The organism is Arthrobacter sp. UYEF20 (genome assembly GCF_040546335.1).
Lineage (GTDB): Bacteria > Actinomycetota > Actinomycetes > Actinomycetales > Micrococcaceae > Arthrobacter.
This window is the reverse complement of record NZ_JBEPNP010000039.1, coordinates 1-17289: the sequence shown is the minus strand read 5'-3', so window position 1 is coordinate 17289 and position 17289 is coordinate 1. Positions and strand designations below refer to the sequence as shown.

Genomic DNA, 17289 nt, shown 5'->3' with positions numbered 1-17289 from the left:
CAGCCCTCACAGCCCACCAGATCCGCGACCAGGAATCCCTGGCAGCGTAACCGAAATAAAACGATGAAACTGTCTCAGAAACTTGACGTGCGCACGTCCTAAGTCAGAGCGACACCTACTGGACGCGCACGGCACTGATCCGCGACCCCCAGGGAGCGGAGTTCACCGCCAGCCAGTTCACGCCCCCATCCGGCTGAGCCCATCCCGCATCACACGGCAGCAACGGTCTGCTTCCTCCTCACCTCCAGGCAACGCAGGTCGGGGTGACCTGGCCAAAGCCGCGATGGGCGCTTACCCGCTGCGATTCACAACGCATGGCGGCCGACGGAGATGTTCCCATGGACAACCCCGGTTTCAATTCGGTCGCAGTCGCGATGGGTTGGGGTCACATTCCTCTGGTCGGCTTTAGGCTGGGGCACCGGACCGGTTTTCTGATTGGGGACAGATATGAAGCACCGATTTACCGTGGGCGCTGTAGCGGCCATCGCTCTTTCTTCAGCGTCATGTTCGGCGACGCCAGAGGATGCTCCGAGTACTGGAGCTCCCGCACCTTCAGTGCGGCAGGAGTTGCCGACCGAGTTGCTTCTCAGTGACGGCGGCAAAAAGGCCATAGTTCGCTCCGGCCCGGCTTCCGCTCCGAGAGTAGAAGCGCAGCTCACAGGAAGCCTGGAACAGGACGGGGCCGGGTGCATCATCATCCGAGCGGACGACGGTGATGATTGGACGTTGGTTTTCCCCGAAGGAACGAACTTCGATGGCGAATCATTGGTTCTCCCCGATAGCTCGTCTCTTTCTGACGGAATTTCCGTAGCCCTGGATGGCGCCCGTGTTCCGGCAAACGAAAGCTTGAGCATGTGTTTGAACTACGCCAGGCTCTTGTCCGTGGAAAAAGCCACCGTCATCCCGAAGTAGTCGCATCGTTGTCCTTTCGCTGGCACAGCTCTGAGCGTTCTGCATTTCCTCGCCGGGTCTTTGTTGCTGACGTTGAATTTCACGTTCTCGTTGAATTTCGCGTTCTCACAGAGTCTGGAGACGGAGGGTGAAGACGCCTTTGGAAACTCCGTGCGGTCCGCTGTTGACGAAAATGGTCTGTGTACTCGACTTCGGACATCTGTGCACCCGTCTTCGGAAAATGACAGTCGGCGTCGTCAGCGCAGCACGTAGTGGCGCAGGAAGGCGCTGACGTCCACGAGCTCCTCCGGGGAGATGCGGTGTCCCATCCCGGGATAGCTGCGGGCCGTGAGCTGGGTGTGCTCGTGGAGCCATTCCTCGGTGTGTTCGGTGGCAGCACCGTTGATCACCATGTCGTCCTTATCCCGGCCCCAGAAGAACGGCGGACGCGCCTCGAAGGACTCGCTCATGGCCAGGAGTTCGTTCTCCAGGACGAAACCGGACAGCCCGACGACGGCCCGGAACTGCGCCGGCCGCAAGCGCAGCAGGGTGCTCGCCATGGCCATCCCCTGCGAGTAGCCCAGCAGGCTGACGCTGCTGTGCCGGGCCTTGACGGACTCGATCCAGTTGAAGACGGTGTTGGTGGAGGAGATGACGTCCGCGAAGTCATGCGTCAGGAAATAGTCCAGCAGGAACCAGCCGTGATGGTCCCCGATCACCTTGGGGCCGCGCAGGGCGGCGCAGGTGAACCCGGACGGGAGGCTGTCGAACAGTTTCACCATCCGGGATTCGTCCGTGCCGTACCCGTGCATCATCACCAGCAGCGGTGTCCCGGCGCGTTCGTGTTCCGGCTTGGACCAGACGACTGTCTCCATGGGGCCAGCCTAGCTTCCGGTGATCACCAGGGAGGTGCTGTGCCCGCCGAAGCCGAAAGCGTTGGCCACGCCCGCCGTCGCCGGGAGTCCCGAGACTGTTTCCGCGATGATGTTGAGGTCGATCCCCTCACCCGGGTCTTCGAGGTTGCGGTTGCCCGGGAACGTTCCGGTCCGCAATGCCTGGACCATGACGACGGCGCCGAGCGCGCCGGCACCGCCGAGAAGGTGCCCGGTGAGGGACTTCGTCGACGTGACCGGCACCTGGTTTCCCAGGACGGCCGTGATGGCCTCCGCTTCCAGGCGGTCGCCCACCGGGGTGGACGTCGCGTGGGCGTGGACCAGGCCGATGTCCCGAGGTCCGAGGCCCGCGGCCGCAATGGCTTTTTCCATCACCCGGCGCTGCGTGGCCGGATCAGCGGCGACGATGTCGACGGCGTCGGACGTCACCGCGGTCCCGGCTACGACGCCCAGGATTTCTGCGCCGCGGGCGCGTGCGTGGTCTTCGCGTTCCAGCACCAGGATCGCGGCGCCTTCTGCCAGCACGAAGCCGTCCCGGTCCCGGTCGAAGGGCCGCGAGGCGGACTGCGGGTCTCCGTTGCGTGTGGACAAGGCCCGGATCTGGGCAAAACCGCTGACGATCAGGCCGTTGATGCAGGAGTCCACACCGCCGGCAATCACCACGTCCACGGCACCGGCCCGGATCATGTCTGCCCCCTGCGAGATGGCTTCCGCCCCGGAGGCGCAGGCGCTCACCGGGGTCCTTGCCCCGCCCTTGGCGCCGACCTCCATCGACACCCAGGCGGCGGGGGCGTTGGTCATGATCCGGGTGAGGGTGTGCGGGGAGACCCGGCGGGGGCCGCTGGCGTCCAGCGTCCGTGCCTGCTCCAGCGTGGTGTCCAGGCCGCCGTAGCCGGAACCGATGACCACGGCCAGCCGTTCCGGGTCGGCGTCCGGACGGCCGGCCTGCGCCCAGGCCTCCCTGGCCGCAATGAGCGCCAGCTGCCCGCACCGGTCCATCCTCTTGTACTCGGGCGTGGACAGCATCGAAGCCACGTCCGCGGTGACCCGGCCGGCCATCCGGACGGGCAGCCCCTGCGCCCAGTCCTCCTCGAGGGCCGCGATTCCGGAGCGCCCGGCCAGGAGTGCGGACCAGGTTTCGGCCGTGGTGCCGCCGACGGGGGTCACCGCGCCCAGCCCGGTGACAACGACCCTGGGGGAAAATTCAGACATTACAAACCGTGTTTCTGTGAGGCCGCTGATAGGCCCTCCGGGAGTGCGAGGGCGGACGTGCTTCAAGGCCTGACGCCATGCACCCTTCAAGGGTACGTGCCGGAAACCCGGGCAGTTGTCATCTTCCGAAGTCGTCTGCACAGAATGTCAGAAGCCGCGTGCATTCCCCGCCCTCGCCTGATAATTTCCGTGGCGCGACGCGCACGGACGCTCACGGAACATCATCAGTCGTGAGGACGCTGAATGTACCCGCCGGCTGGGAACCACAACAGGTGCTTCGCGAGGCAGGCCGGCGGCCGCCTTCGTCCCTCAGGTCTGGGGCGCGATGGGCCGCCGCCGACCGGTGATTCGGGTGGGGGCTATCTCCACGTAGGACCCTTTTGCCGTCGCCGTCCAGGGGCGTTGGGCCTTCTGCTGGGCCGCGTCGATTTCCGACCAGCTCTGCAGCTCGCGGGCCGTTCCTTTGACGACAACGATCCAGGCGGATGTTTCCGACCGGCCGTTCACTTCAAAGGCCACCAACGGGTTGATGGTCAGTTCCACGAGCATCTCGCCCTGGGGCGTGCGGACGAGAATTTTCCCGTCCTGGGCGCGGAATTCCACGAGAAAGATATCCGGCTCGTTATGCACGCTCACGGCCAGACGGCCCTCTGCGGTCCCGGTCAACAGTTCCCAGCATTCGTCGGCGTTCAGGTTCGCCGCGGGATCTTGCGCATCAGAGAGCATGATCGTCCTTCCACGGCCGCGGGCACGCCGTTGGCCTTATCTATTTCCTCGTCCGCCGCTCGTGCGCCCGGTGATGTACGGCCCAGCTTAACGCCGGATTTGACCCGTGGAGCGTTCACTAGCGCAGCCCCGAAGGATACGGAGCAGCTGCACCGAACGGGCAAACTCCCGCCGGGGCTAGCTCAGGCATGCTTTGAGGTTGTCGTCCAGAGCTGCGAGGAAGTCTTCGGTGGTCAGCCATTCCTGGTGCGGGCCCACCAGAAGCGCGAGGTCCTTGGTCATCTGGCCGGCTTCGACTGTCTTGATGATGACGTCTTCCAGAGTGACAGCAAAGTCGACGACAGCGGGGGTGTTGTCCAGTTTTCCGCGGTGCATGATCGCCCTGGTCCAGGCGAAGATCGAGGCAATTGGGTTGGTGGACGTGGGTTTGCCTTGCTGGTGCTGGCGGTAGTGGCGGGTCACAGTGCCGTGTGCGGCTTCTGCCTCAACGGTCCTGCCGTCCGGGGTCATGAGTACGGAGGTCATGAGACCGAGTGAGCCGTAGCCCTGGGCGATGGTGTCCGATTGGACGTCACCGTCGTAGTTCTTGCACGCCCAGACGTAGCCGCCGTCCCACTTCATCGCCGAGGCGACCATGTCATCTATCAGGCGGTGCTCGTAGCTGAGGCCTGCTGCTTCGAACAGGTCTTTGAACTCGGCGTCGAATACTTCCTGGAAGAGATCCTTGAACTGGCCGTCGTAGGCCTTCAGGATGGTGTTCTTGGTGGAGAGGTAGACCGGGTAGTTCCGCTGCAGCCCGTACGCGAAGGAAGCGCGGGCGAAGTCGCGGATGGAGTCGTTGAAGTTGTACATGCCCATGGCGACCCCGCCGCCGTCGGGGTATGTTACCACCGTCTGCTGGATCTCTTCGCCGCCGTTGGAGGGGGTGAAGCTCATGGTCAATGTGCCCGCGCTGGGGACTTTGAAGTTGGTGGCCATGTACTGGTCGCCGAAGGCGTGGCGGCCGATGATGATCGGTTTGTTCCAGCCCGGAACCAGGCGCGGGATGTTGGAAATGATGATGGGCTCGCGGAAGACCACTCCGCCGAGGATGTTGCGGACGGTCCCGTTCGGGGACGGCCACATCTTCTTCAGACCGAATTCCTCGACCCGGGCCTCGTCAGGGGTGATCGTGGCGCATTTAACGCCGACGTTGTGTTCCTTGATGGCGTTCGCGGCGTCGATGGTGACCTGGTCATCGGTCGCGTCGCGGTTCTGGATGGACAAATCGTAGTATTTCAGGTCCACATCCAGGTAGGGGATGATCAGGCGTTCCTTGATGAACTGCCAGATGATGCGGGTCATTTCGTCACCGTCCAGCTCCACAATGGGGCCAACGACGTTGATCTTTTCACTCATACGGTCTCCTATTTTCGTGGGCACAATGGCCCGGCTGCGGAATCGGTTCGCCGCCGGCTCGGCCCTTCGGGTGCAGCCGCAACGGTGCTAGCGGGCGCTGATGCGCGGCCCGCGGCGGGCGAAGCGGTCTTTGAGCCCCCGGAGCTCCGCCGGCTGCTCCGGCGGCAGCGAGTCCCCGAACTGGGCATACCAGCGTTCGATGCTCTCAATTTCCTCGTGCCACTCCCCCGGGTCGACGGCCAACGCCGCCCGGAGGCGCCCGGGGGTGACAGCGAGACCTCCAATATCGATGCCGTCCAGTGCGGGGACGAAACCGATGGGGGTGTCGATGGCAGCGGCTGTCCCCTCGAGGTTCGATGGCCCATTTCAGGACGCGGGAGTTGTCCCCGAATCCGGGCCAGAGGAAACTCCCGTCGGCGCCGCGGCGTCCCCATCGAGCCGGACCAGGGTGCCGGCGGCAACCAGTCCGTCCGTGAGCATGCGGTATTCCGCATCTGATCCGTCGACCCAGTGGATGCTGTCGGGCCGGGTCAGGCCGGCAACTTCGCCGACCCATTCCGACAGGCGGGCAAGGGCGGCCGGGGCGGTGTCCAGAACGTTGGACGGTGTCGTTTCGTGCACGGTTCTCTTCCTTCCCCCGCGCTGGCTCACGCCGGCGGGGATGATCATCGAAGGGGTGGTGCGGTTCATCAGGGTGCAACGGCCGGCGGCTGAGATGCGGGAGCAGCCGCTGGTCCGTCCGGGACGGCTACGTCTTCCTGTGATTTACTATTTGATGATTCCATCATTTTATATAATAGTTCATACTCACCCCTTCACCCGTCCGGGTCCACGCGGACCGGCCGCTTAGAGGGCCTCCCGTCAGCTTCGGGCCCCCTCCGGCCGGCGGCCCGCCAGGCATGCCCGCGAATCCAGTAACCGTCCACCCAGGACCATCTGGTCCGGTCTCTGGCTCAAACCGTCCCGTCAAAGGCAGACGACAGGGAACCCGAAAGCCGGTGGCCAGGATGTGCAGCCATGGCGGTGGCGCCCCGACACGGCGAGGGCATCCGGGCCATGGGCGACGGCCTGCCGAATCGTGCCCGAAGAAACCCAGGGCACGGCTGGGGACGGACTCGCCCTTCCCCTGTTATATTGGATGATGGAACTATCAAATAGTCAGCAAGTGCGTAGTGTGATCGGTCGGGAGGCAGGCATGGAAGAGTTCTCGGATTTCCGGGCACCGTTGTATGAGGTGAAGGCGAACCTTTTCAAGGGCCTGGCGCATCCCGTGCGGATCCGGGTGCTGGAGCTCTTGTGTGAGGCTCCGGAGGTGTCGGTGACGGATCTTCTCGCCGCAACGGGTCTGGAGGCCTCCCATCTGTCCCAGCACCTGTCCGTGCTGCGCCGCTACCATCTGGTCCGGGGGGAGCGGCGGGGGCTGCAGATGTTCTACTCACTGGCATACCCGCAGGTCGCTGACCTGCTGTCAGTGGCACGTCTGCTGCTCAACGACATACTGCACACCACCCGCGAGCAGCTCGAACATTCAGCCGCCACGTCCCCTCTGACTGCGGTAGCCGGCAGTTCACAATGAAGGCCCTGACCGCGGCCCGGGCCCTGCTGCCGGGCTGGAAGGACTATGCAGATCTGCCCCGCACCTGGAAAGGCGATCTCATCGCCGGGGTCACCGTGGGCATCGTCGCCCTCCCGCTGGCACTGGCCTTCGGGGTCAGCTCCGGCGCCGGAGCAGCCAGCGGGCTGATCACCGCCGTCATCGCGGGCATAGTCGCCGCCGTCTTCGGCGGGTCCAACATCCAGGTTTCCGGCCCGACCGGGGCGATGGTCGTCGTCCTGGGTCCCGTCATCGCCAAACAGGGCGCCGGGGCCCTGGCCGCGGTGGCTGTCCTGGCCGGAGTCATCGTCGTCGCTGCCGGTGTGCTCAAGCTCGGCCGCGTCGTGACCCTGCTGCCCTGGCCGGTGATCGAGGGCTTCACCCTCGGGATTGCCATGATCATTTTCCTCCAGCAGGTCCCGGCCGCCTTCGGCGTCAAGGCCGGCCCAAGCAGCAACGCCGCGGTCTCTGCCGTCCAGGGACTCGCAACAACGTCCCCCGCCGCCCTCCTGGCCCCGGTGGCACTGGTGGCACTGGTCGCGGTGATCATGTTTGCCGCACCCCGGATCCACCCGCAGATCCCCGGTTCCCTCATCGCCATCGTCATCGCCAGCATCGCCGCCCAGGTACTGGACCTGCCCGTGGCCCGGATCGGCACCCTGCCCGACACCCTGCCGGCCCCGGTCATCCCAGCCCTGGACTGGGGAACGGTGACTGTCCTGGCCGGGCCGGCCGCGACCATCGCCGCCCTCGCGGCGATCGAGTCACTGCTCTCGGCCCGGGTCGCCGCGTCGATCTCCGATACCGGCCCCTACGATGCCGACCGTGAACTCCTGGGCCAGGGCCTTGCCTCTGTGGCGTCCGGGTTCTTCGGCGGCATGCCGGCCACCGGAGCCATCGCCCGCACCGCCGTGAACATCCGCTCAGGCGGCCGGACCCGGCTCGCCGCCATCACGCACGCCCTGGTGCTGCTGGGCGTCGTGTACCTCGCCACCGCCCCGGTCTCGCGGATCCCCCTCGCCGCCCTCGCCGGTGTCCTGATGGTCACCGCCACCCGCATGGTCTCCCTCAGCACCCTGCGCAGCGTCATCGGCTCAACCCGGGCCGACACGGTCGTTTTCTTCGTCACGGCCCTGATCACGGTGTCCTTCGACCTGATCGAGGCAGTGGCGATCGGCATCGCCGTCGCCTCCTTCTTCGCCCTGCGCACCCAGGTCAAGTCCAGCGGCGTGCACCGCGAAGAGATCCCCGGCCCTATTCAGGACGGCGATGAGCACATCGCCGTCTTCCGGCTCGACGGAGCCCTGTTCTTCGCCGCCGCAGAACGCGTCCTGGACCGGGTCAGCGCAATCCGCAACGTCGACGTCGTCATCATCCGCATGTCCCAGCTCCAGGTCCTGGACGCGACCGGCGCCCGGGTCATCACCGACATCGTCAACGCGCTCGAACGCCGCGGCATCACCGTGCTGATCAAAGGCATCCAGGAACGCCACCTCGCCCTGGTCACCCGGGTCGGTGTGCTGGAATCCCTACGCCACCACAAACACCTCTTCAATGAACTTCCGCCCGCCGTCGAACACGCCCGCAGCCACGTCGCCCGCGCCAGGGCCGCCCGCGCCGCAGAACATCCCGCACAGGACAAGGCACACGACGCCGGCGAGGACCCCGCCCCCGGCCGGGACACGGCTCCCGGCACGACCACGGTCCGATGAATGATAAGGAGCATCCTTTGCCGCCAGCACCCCTGGAATCCCGGACCGAACGGCACCGCGTGCCGCACTACCTCCTGGGGGTCGGACTCGCGGCCCTTCTTCTGTTCGACCTCCCGGCACTTTTCTCGGGGCCCACAAACCCGGCCTGGCTGGCCGCGGTGGTACTGACCGGCCCGACCGTCGGCATCCCAGCCGGGATCGCCGCGTTCCGGCGCCGCAACAACTCACGCGGCCGGCCCGCGGGAACAGCCGCGCCGCGCAGGAGCCGGCCGTGAGCGTGGACGGCATGCCGCTGAGTGCGTGGAACCACTCCAGGCCCGGAGGGACCGGTTACCCCGCGGACGCGGCGGCCTGGAACCGCTGGTACACCGAAACCGACCGGAGCTGGGCGCCTGCAAGCTCATCGGTCCGCGCCGCACTGAACGGTCTGGCACCTGGCCGGGCCCTGGATCTGGGGGCCGGCGACGGACGCAACGCCGTATGGCTCGCCGGCCGCGGCTGGCAGGTCACAGCCATCGACTTTTCCGCCGCGGCCCTGGATATCGGGCGCGAGCGTGCCTTCGCCGAAGGCTTCACGGCACTGATCGACTGGTCAGTCGCCGACGTCACCACCTGCACCCCGGCACACGGAAGTCTGGACCTTGTCCTGGCAGCTTTCCTCCACCTGCCCGGCGCCGACCTCGAACACATCATCACCCGCACCGCCCCGGCCCTGGCCCCTGGAGGGATCTTCCTGTATATCGGCCACGACCCGGCCGACCCGCGCGAGGGCACCGCCGGAACCCGGGACCCCGCCGTTCTGCACGACAGCACCGAAGTTGCCGCCTGGGCCCGGAAGTCGGGACTGCAGGTCGAGTCAGCCGAACCCCGGTCACGGCCCGTCCCCGGCGCCCGCCGCCCCGCGCTGGACTGCGTGGTCCTTGCCAGAAGCCCGGACCGGGCCGCCCCCGTCCCGTCCTTCTCCGCACCCTTGTCCGCCACGAACACCGATCGTAAGGTCCCGTCATGACCACGAGCACCACCCTCCCCGCCGCCCCCGCCGCGGCCCCCGCCGCCGTGGTCCCCCGCTCCAAGGGCCGCATCGTGGTCAGCTGGATCACCACCACCGACCACAAAACCATCGGGTTCATGTACCTGATCGCGTCCTTCACGTTCTTCTGCCTCGGAGGAGTCATGGCGCTGCTGATCCGCGCCGAGCTGTTCGAGCCCGGGATGCAGATCCTGCAGACCAAAGAGCAGTACAACCAGCTCTTCACCATGCACGGCACGGTGATGCTGCTGATGTTCGCGACCCCCTTGTTCGCCGGCTTCGCCAACGTCATGATGCCCCTGCAGATCGGCGCCCCCGACGTTGCGTTTCCCCGGCTGAACGCGCTGGCCTTCTGGTTCTTCCTCTTCGGCTCCCTCATCGCCGTCTCCGGCTTCATCACCCCCCAGGGCGCGGCGTCGTTCGGCTGGTTCGCGTACGCGCCGCTGTCCAACACGACCTTCACCCCGGGCATCGGCGGGGACTTGTGGGTGTTCGGCCTGGCCCTGTCCGGTTTCGGCACCATCCTTGGCGCGGTCAACTTCATCACCACGATCATCTGCATGCGCGCCCCGGGCATGACCATGTGGCGGATGCCGATCTTCACCTGGAACACCCTGATCACCGGCATCCTGATCCTGATGGCGTTCCCGCCGCTGGCCGCGGCCCTGTTCGCGCTCGGCGCCGACCGTAAATTCGGTGCCCACATCTTCGATCCCGAAAACGGCGGCCCGATCCTGTGGCAGCACCTGTTCTGGTTCTTCGGACACCCGGAGGTGTACATCATCGCCCTGCCGTTCTTCGGCATCGTCTCCGAGATCTTCCCGGTCTTCAGCCGCAAACCCCTCTTCGGCTACAAGGGCATCGTCTACGCAACGATTTCCATCGGCGCCCTGTCGGTCACGGTGTGGGCCCACCACATGTACGTCACCGGCTCGGTGCTGCTGCCGTTCTTCGCCTTCATGACCATGCTGATCGCCGTTCCCACGGGCGTGAAGTTCTTCAACTGGATCGGCACCATGTGGGGTGGTTCGATCACCTTTGAAACGCCCATGCTCTGGAGCCTGGGCTTCATGGTCACGTTCCTCTTCGGTGGCCTGACCGGCATCATCCTGGCCTCCCCGCCGCTGAACTTCCATGTCTCCGACACCTACTTCGTGGTGGCACACTTCCACTACACCGTCTTCGGGACCGTCGTGTTCGCGATGTTCGCCGGTTTCTACTTCTGGTGGCCCAAGTGGACCGGCAAGATGCTCAACGAGCGCCTGGGCAAGATCCACTTCTGGATGCTGTTCCTGGGCTTCCACGGCACCTTCCTCATCCAGCACTGGCTCGGCGTCGAGGGCATGCCGCGCCGCTACGCGGACTACCTGCCGCAGGACAATTTCGCCTGGATGAACCAGTTCTCCACCTACTCCTCGTTCCTGCTGGGCGCCTCGCTGATCCCGTTCTTCTGGAACGTGTACATCACCTGGCGCAGCCCGGAGCGGGTCGAGGTGGATGACCCGTGGGGCTTCGGCGGGTCCCTCGAGTGGGCCACGTCCTGCCCGCCGCCGCGCCACAACTTCACCTCGCTGCCCCGGATCCGTTCCGAACGTCCTGCCCTGGACCTCCACCACCCCGAACTGGCTCAGCTGACCCACGACACCACCCACAGCCCGGCAGCGGCGACACTCGGGGCCGCCGACATCGGAGGACGCGACGTGCGCTCCCCGAACCCGCGCGACTGACCGGCCTCGCGGCCCGCCCCTGACCCGACCGCAGACCCGGAGGACAGTCTTGGAAGTACACCTCACAGCCGTCCACGTCGCCGCCGGCGAAGTGGAACTGATCGAGATGCGGGCCGACCAGGCCCGCTCCGCCCTCGTCGAGGCCCTGTGCCGGGCCATGGCAGCCGGAGTCCCCCCGGACACGGCGGCGGCCGCCGCCGGCATGGATGTCGCCGAGCTCTTCGACGCCGTCCGCCGTTACGTCCCGGCCCTCGCCTCCGGCCCGCATGCGGCCGACAACGATGACATCCGCTGGCTCTGAGCGAGCCGCGAAGCGGGCCCGAACCAACTGCGGTCTCCACTCAAGCTGCCATAATCACCCGCCAGCCACAAATACCTAACACACCACCATCCAGGGAGACAGCATGTACCAGACCGCCCCAGAGCTCACGCACGGTCCGGGTGACCCGGCCGCAGGATCACGGGTCATCGGGACCGGGTCATTCCAGCCCGCCCGGGTGCTCACCAATCATGAACTGAGCCGGATCGTGGACACCAGCGACGAGTGGATCCGGGATCGTGTCGGAATTCAAACACGCAGGATCGCAGACACCGAAACCGTGTCGGACATGGCCATCGGGGCGGCAACCGAAGCGCTGCAAAGCGCCGGGATCGACGCGACAGAGCTCGACCTGATCATCGTGGCCACCGTCACCGCCAAAGACCGCTCCCCCAGCACCGCAGGCAGGGTCTCCGCGAGCCTCGGAACCCGCGCACCAACGGTCTTCGACATCAACGTCGCCTGTTCAGGCTTCACCCACGCCATGGCAATCGCCGACCACGCCATCCGTGCGGGATCCGCCAAAACGGCCATGGTCATCGGCGCCGAAAAGCTCAGCGACTTCACCGACTGGTCCGACCGGAGCACCTGCGTGCTGGTCGGCGACGGTGCCGGCGCAGTCATCCTGACGGCCGCGGACGACGCCGGGGTCAGCCCCGTCTGCTGGGGCTCAGTGCCCGCACTGGCGCACGCCGTCCGGATCGAGGAGCCCTCCCTGTACTTCGAGCAGGAAGGCCTATCCATCTACCGCTGGGCGATCACCCAGGCAGCACAGCTCGCACGCCGGACCTGCGAAATGGCCGGCATCGCCCCCGAGGACCTTGCCGGCTTTATCCCGCACCAGGCGAACCTGCGCATCATCGAACCCCTCGCCCGTCAGCTCGGCATACCCGGCGACATCACCGCCAGGGACATCGTCACCTCCGGGAACACATCCTCGGCGAGCATCCCGATCGCTCTGGCGAAACTCGTCCGTTCCGGGCGTCTCCCGCCGGAGAGCCCTGTGCTCCTCTTCGGCTTCGGCGGAGGGTTCTCCTACGCAGGCCAGGTCATACGAACGCCGCAGAAAGCGGCTGCAGATATCCGCGCCGAACCCCTGTCGCATTTCTGAGAACCCCTCGCCGGAAGGACGCGGCCCCCGTCGGACGCTGTCGATTCGGCCCCTGTCGTCCAAACCTATGGTGTTTCTCCCTGCGCCTGGCTGCCCTCCGGCGGGCTGCCGGAGGATCACCGTTCCAGTCTGGCTCGGCCCCCTGACCGGCCCGGGCCGCCTTCCGGTCCGGCGCATGGCCGGCCGGAGAGTAGGCAGTCATGGCCGGGCATCCGGAGGCTCCGGGAACTGAAGTTTCCCGGAGCGCTTGCCAACCCGATAGAAACCCGATCGAAACCCGATAGTAAGTAGACTTAGGGTGGTGGTGAGAGAGACCGGGCAGCAGGGTTTTCCGCCCTCTTGCACGCACCTGTTCCCGGCCGCTGAGCGAAGGCGCAGAGGATGCCCTCCAGTCTTCGAGCCTTGTCCAGTCAACGGTCCCGGGTTCATCGTCACTCATCAGTCAGCGCCACTCACCCCAGCGCGACCCACGAAAATCCGCATGGAATCAGGTACGGCCCTCAATTGCCGGGATTCCTGCCAGCTTGATCGGGCCTGCCAATTGAAAACGCCCCGCCCATCAGCCTGGGCCGGGCGCAACCGTCCCCGCAATATGAGTGGTGAGGCCCTGCTGCTCTGGGTGACCTGAACGGTAAGACGCTTCTCATCGAGGGCGCTTCAGGTGCCGTCGGCAGTGCCGCCGCAGCGTTTGCCCTCGCCGCTGGCGCCACTGTCATCGGCACGGGGCGCGAGAGTAACCATCCGTACCTGCAGTCTCTCGGCGTTCGCCCCACGACGTATGGTCCGGGACTGGCCGAGCGTGTGGCTGTCCTCGCGCCCGGCGGCGTGGACGCAGCCCTGCATTCGGCCCCGTCCGACTCGCTGTCCGATCTGCTGAGCATAGTCGGGGACACCTCGCAGGTCGTCACCGTTATCGACGACCAGGGGGCCGCGAGACTCGGCGTGAGGAAAGTCGACGCCCGCAACGACTCAGCCCTCCTGCGGCACGCAGCCGCGCTCGGGCGGGATGGGCTCTACACGCCCCGCGTCGACCACGAGCTCTCCCTAGACGACATCATCGAAGCACACACCCTGGCCGAAAACGGCATAGGCAAGGTCGTCATCACACAGCCCTGACCTCCGCGCCATAGATCAAACCTCTGTGGGGCCTCACCGACCGGTGAGGCCCTTCAAACGTCGTCCACACAGCTCCGACGTCACCGAGCGAGAACGCCGCCTCCGACGGAGAAAGCATGCTGGCATTCGCCTTGCCCGGCTACTTACCACGGCGAAAATCGTGCCAGAAAGCACTGCGGTTCACACACTCCGCGGCCGTTACGCGACGAGACGTCGCATAACACTAGGGTTGTGCGACGGTCCAGACCGATAGCGACTCGGCCATTCGAACCGAAACGCAGCGGCATTAAATCTGTGAGCAGGAGCGCTCAGTGGCGGCGTTCTGACAACGATCCGTGTCGGGCCCGCGCCTGGTTTGACAGTCCGTCTCAGTGCGTGATCGAAGCCGCCACCGCAACACGGCTCACGCATCTGCGCACGTGTTGCGGTGCGCCGCTGCAAATAGCCGCACGAGGGATGATTCTGAGCCATCGTTCGAGAATTTTGGTCGAGTTGGCGTCAGCGGTGTGCCAACTGCTCGCGGACTGCGGTTGCGACCCGTGCCAGCGCTCCGCCAAGGGCGTCTTGCTGCACGTCAGTCAACGGGTCGAAGACGAGCTGTCGGACACGTGCGACGTGGCCGGGAGCGCTCTCGATGACTTGCTGCAGCCCGGCATCGGTGAGTGTCGCGAGCGTATAGCGACCGTTGTTCGGATCCGAAAAACGGCGGACCCATCCGCTGCGTTCGAACCGGACCATGACCTTCGATATTCTCGGCTGGCTACTGTCGCACTGTGCCGCGAGGTCGCTCAGCCGCAGGGTCTGGTCGGCGGCCATCGAGAGTCGGGCCAGGACGCTGTACTCGAAGTTCGACATGCCCGCATCCTGCTCGAGCTGGCGGTCTAGCAAGTTCGGGAGGCCGATGACGATCGTGAGCAGATCCTGCCAGACGTCCTGCTGGCTGTCGTCGAGCCACCGGGGGGAAGTTTTCATGGCACCCAAGCATATCAAGGATCATCTGGTTTGACTTGCCTAGGCAACTGCGCCATGCTGTTCACGCTTCCCTAGGCAAGTGAGCTGGCCCGTTCATCAGGCGGACAGCCGACTAGAGAACGCCCACTAAATATCAGAAGGAGCACCAGTGAAGGCGATTCGCTACCACGAGTTCGGCAGTACCGAGGTCCTGCAGGAAGAGGAGGTGGACCGCCCGACGCCCGCACCCGGCGAGGTGCTGGTGCGGGTCGTCGCCACGTCCTTCAACCCGGTCGACGACCACATCCGACTCGGCGTGCTGGCCAAGGTCATCCCCACGCCACTCCCGATCACCCCTGGCCTCGACGTAGCGGGCACCGTGGTCCAGCTCGGCGACGACGTCGACGCCTTCCGGGTCGGTGACGCAGTGATCGGCATGTTCCCGCTCGACGCGCACGGCGGCGCGGCGGAGTACGCCGTGATTGCAGCCGACCTCCTCGCCGCGGCGCCGACCACGCTGCCGCTGGCCGACGCGGCCGCGCTGCCCCTCACCGGGCTCGCCGCACGACAGGCGGCGGTCGAGCTCGGACAGGTGGCCGCAGGCCAGACGGTCCTCGTGAACGGGGCAGGTGGTGCCGTCGGCAGTATCGTCGTCCAACTCGCCGCCGACGCGGGTGCGACCGTGACGGCCGTCGACAGGCCGCAGCACGCCGAGCGGCTCCGCGCGCAAGGGGCGTCGAACGTCGTCGGACCGCTCGACCTGAACGCAGGCCCCGGAGCCATCGGCGGGCCATTCGACGTGGTCGTGAACCACGTGCGGTTGTCCACGGAGGAACTAGCAAAGCTGACTGCGTTCGTCGCGGACGGCGGCATCGCCGTCAGCTCCGCCGGAGCCATCCCCACCGACGAGCCTCGATCGACCCGAGCCGCCAACGTGTGGGTCGCCCCGAACGGTGCGAACTTGGCCGACCTGGTCGCACGACTCGACGACGGCCGCATCGAGCTCAATATCGTCGATCGGCGTCCACTGGGCCAGCTGCGCGCGGTTCACGAGGATGCCGCAGCGGGCAAGCTCGCCGGGAAGACCGTCATTACGGTCGGCTGACCGCTCGTGGGAAGTCGTCGCCGGCGACTTCCCACGAGAACGAACCTGCCGTTGGACATTTTCACTTTTTCACAAGCTGCCCCTTCTTGCCCATGAGCTCGGCCATTTGATCCGGAAGAACTCCGTGTGGCAGCTCCTGGTCAAGGTCCTGATGGCCACGTTCTTTACAGCGATAGCTGCTGGTGCGTACTTTTCCGTCCAGGGACAGATCCACCATGATCCTCGATCATGGCTAGCAGCCGCGGCATGTATGGTTTCGTGCGGTCTCTGGGCCTCACTGTGGGCATTCTCCAACCGTCAGCATGAACGTGAGGCTGACCGGTTTGCTGTAGCCGTTATCGGCCTAGTGGGTGCAGCCGAGCTCATGGAACACAACAACACCTCAAACAGCCGGCCTCCCCACCGTTGGTCTCCATCGCGGCTCATTGCCACCCACCCCCACCCTGTCGAACGCCTGTCAGCTATGGAAGCCCACTTCAAGAGCAACCAGGCTCAAAGGGAAAACTCCCGATAGGGTTCCGCGTCTGGACATAGCAAAGGGAGCGCCCTGGTACGGACCAAGGCACTCCCTTTCTACTGTGTTGTTGGATAGCGGCCAACGCTGACAGCATGCCACAGATAGATGGGTCTCCCCGTGGGCCGGTAGCTCATGTACGGGGCCCGACTACGCGTGATGGCCTAGCGTCCCGATTCCTTGGAACTGGGACACACCCCGTGGGACACTCGCCGACGGATCTGGATCTGTCAGTTTCAGAAGTCGTCTGCACTGGATCCCGCGGAAGTACGGGGCGAGTGCAGAGGACTGTTGACATCGGGTTGTCAGAAGTCCCGTGCACGGTCATCCAAATCTTCAGAAGTCCCGTGCACCAACAGCAGCAGCTACGGAGTTGAAACCTTGATGGTCTTCGTTGCCGGGACCCAGCGGTAGAGGGTAGGTACAGAGACGCCGAGGTTCTTGGCGACTTCCTTGGGCGGCGTGCCCTCGATGAGGAGCTTTCGTGCGGAGCGGATTTTGGAATCCGTCATGACGCGTTTGCGGCCCCCGACCCTGCCTTGTTCCCTCGCCGCCCGCAGGCCGGCCTGTGTACGTTCGACCATGAGCTCTCGCTCCATCTGGGCCAGCGATGCCATCACGTTGAAGAAGAAGCGCCCGGAAGCGGTCGTGGTGTCGATCGCGTCGGTCAGGCTGATAAAACCAATGCCGCTGTCGCTTAACCCGCCGGCGAAGTCCAGCAGGTCTTTCACGCTCCGCCCGAGTCGGTCCAGCTTCCATACGACGAGGGTGTCACCGTTGCGTAGTTGGTCCAGTGCCTGGGCGAGTCCGGGGCGCGTGGCTTTGGTTCCGCTGATGGTGTCCTCATAGATGCGGTCGCATCCTGCAGCCCGCAGCGCGTCGCGCTGGAGGTCAAGTGCGCACGTCAAGTTTCTGAGACAGTTTCATCGTTTTATTTCGGTTACGCTGCCAGGGATTCCTGGTCGCGGATCTGGTGGGCTGTGAGGGCTG

At 65.5% G+C, this 17289-nt stretch carries 16 protein-coding genes and 2 pseudogenes; 10 read left to right on the top strand and 8 right to left on the bottom strand.

What is annotated here, in order from left to right:
- Window positions 1-1148: 1148 nt before the first annotated feature.
- The 6 genes and pseudogenes from ABIB26_RS22680 to ABIB26_RS22655 form a co-directional block, all read right to left on the bottom strand.
- Window positions 1149-1766 carry an alpha/beta hydrolase gene (locus tag ABIB26_RS22680; RefSeq protein WP_354248346.1) on the bottom strand — a complete coding sequence of 206 codons (618 nt, stop codon included), beginning with the start codon at window positions 1764-1766 and terminating at the stop codon, window positions 1149-1151.
- Between the two features lie 9 nt (window positions 1767-1775).
- The gene (locus tag ABIB26_RS22675; RefSeq protein ID WP_354248344.1) at window positions 1776-2996 is read right to left on the bottom strand and encodes a beta-ketoacyl-[acyl-carrier-protein] synthase family protein; all 1221 of its coding nucleotides are present in this window, start codon (window positions 2994-2996) and stop codon (window positions 1776-1778) included.
- Window positions 2997-3305: 309 nt separating this feature from the next.
- Window positions 3306-3722 (bottom strand): pyridoxamine 5'-phosphate oxidase family protein, encoded by a 417-nt coding sequence (locus tag ABIB26_RS22670; RefSeq protein WP_354248343.1) that lies wholly within the window; start codon window positions 3720-3722, stop codon window positions 3306-3308.
- Between the two features lie 177 nt (window positions 3723-3899).
- A complete protein-coding gene (locus ABIB26_RS22665; RefSeq protein ID WP_354248341.1) occupies window positions 3900-5120 on the bottom strand; it encodes an NADP-dependent isocitrate dehydrogenase in 1221 nt (406 codons plus the stop codon).
- A gap of 87 nt (window positions 5121-5207) precedes the next feature.
- Window positions 5208-5493, bottom strand: a pseudogene (locus tag ABIB26_RS22660) (phosphoenolpyruvate carboxykinase domain-containing protein); the annotation flags it as partial.
- Window positions 5487-5789 (bottom strand): hypothetical protein, encoded by a 303-nt coding sequence (locus ABIB26_RS22655; protein WP_354248348.1) that lies wholly within the window; start codon window positions 5787-5789, stop codon window positions 5487-5489. The pseudogene ABIB26_RS22660 and the gene ABIB26_RS22655, both read right to left, overlap by 7 nt.
- Window positions 5790-6315: 526 nt before the next feature.
- Here ABIB26_RS22655 and ABIB26_RS22650 point away from each other — a divergent pair.
- The 8 genes and pseudogenes from ABIB26_RS22650 to ABIB26_RS22615 all read left to right on the top strand — a co-directional run.
- Window positions 6316-6696: an ArsR/SmtB family transcription factor gene (locus ABIB26_RS22650; RefSeq protein ID WP_354248339.1), complete on the top strand. Its 381-nt coding sequence runs from the start codon at window positions 6316-6318 to the stop codon at window positions 6694-6696.
- Complete coding sequence (locus ABIB26_RS22645) at window positions 6693-8426, top strand: SulP family inorganic anion transporter (protein WP_354248337.1); 1734 nt, start codon at window positions 6693-6695, stop codon at window positions 8424-8426. The genes ABIB26_RS22650 and ABIB26_RS22645 overlap by 4 nt, the downstream gene beginning before the upstream one ends.
- A gap of 17 nt (window positions 8427-8443) precedes the next feature.
- Window positions 8444-8701: a hypothetical protein gene (locus ABIB26_RS22640; protein ID WP_354248335.1), complete on the top strand. Its 258-nt coding sequence runs from the start codon at window positions 8444-8446 to the stop codon at window positions 8699-8701.
- Window positions 8698-9435 (top strand): class I SAM-dependent methyltransferase, encoded by a 738-nt coding sequence (locus tag ABIB26_RS22635; RefSeq protein WP_354248334.1) that lies wholly within the window; start codon window positions 8698-8700, stop codon window positions 9433-9435. Before ABIB26_RS22640 ends, ABIB26_RS22635 begins: the two co-directional genes overlap by 4 nt.
- Window positions 9432-11183, top strand: coding sequence for an aa3-type cytochrome oxidase subunit I (gene ctaD / locus ABIB26_RS22630; RefSeq protein WP_354248333.1), 1752 nt, complete (start codon window positions 9432-9434; stop codon window positions 11181-11183). Before ABIB26_RS22635 ends, ctaD begins: the two co-directional genes overlap by 4 nt.
- Before the next feature lie 49 nt (window positions 11184-11232).
- Window positions 11233-11484, top strand: a complete 252-nt coding sequence (locus ABIB26_RS22625) for a hypothetical protein (RefSeq protein ID WP_354248332.1) — start codon at window positions 11233-11235, stop codon at window positions 11482-11484.
- A 103-nt stretch (window positions 11485-11587) separates the two neighbouring features.
- A complete protein-coding gene (locus ABIB26_RS22620; protein WP_354248331.1) occupies window positions 11588-12613 on the top strand; it encodes a beta-ketoacyl-ACP synthase III in 1026 nt (341 codons plus the stop codon).
- A gap of 612 nt (window positions 12614-13225) precedes the next feature.
- Window positions 13226-13729, top strand: a pseudogene (locus tag ABIB26_RS22615) (MDR/zinc-dependent alcohol dehydrogenase-like family protein); the annotation flags it as partial.
- A 498-nt stretch (window positions 13730-14227) separates the two neighbouring features.
- On the opposite strand, the gene ABIB26_RS22610 reads toward ABIB26_RS22615, so the two are convergent.
- The gene (locus ABIB26_RS22610) at window positions 14228-14701 is read right to left on the bottom strand and encodes a MarR family winged helix-turn-helix transcriptional regulator (protein WP_354248330.1); all 474 of its coding nucleotides are present in this window, start codon (window positions 14699-14701) and stop codon (window positions 14228-14230) included.
- Between the two features lie 148 nt (window positions 14702-14849).
- Here ABIB26_RS22610 and ABIB26_RS22605 point away from each other — a divergent pair, with 148 nt between their 5' ends.
- Window positions 14850-15785, top strand: a complete 936-nt coding sequence (locus ABIB26_RS22605) for an NADP-dependent oxidoreductase (RefSeq protein ID WP_354248329.1) — start codon at window positions 14850-14852, stop codon at window positions 15783-15785.
- Window positions 15736-16299 carry a M48 family metalloprotease gene (locus ABIB26_RS22600; protein WP_354248328.1) on the top strand — a complete coding sequence of 188 codons (564 nt, stop codon included), beginning with the start codon at window positions 15736-15738 and terminating at the stop codon, window positions 16297-16299. Before ABIB26_RS22605 ends, ABIB26_RS22600 begins: the two co-directional genes overlap by 50 nt.
- A gap of 365 nt (window positions 16300-16664) precedes the next feature.
- Here the strand turns inward: ABIB26_RS22600 and ABIB26_RS22595 are convergent, their stop codons facing one another.
- Window positions 16665-17207 (bottom strand): recombinase family protein, encoded by a 543-nt coding sequence (locus tag ABIB26_RS22595; RefSeq protein ID WP_354248327.1) that lies wholly within the window; start codon window positions 17205-17207, stop codon window positions 16665-16667.
- Between the last annotated feature and the right edge of the window lie 82 nt (window positions 17208-17289).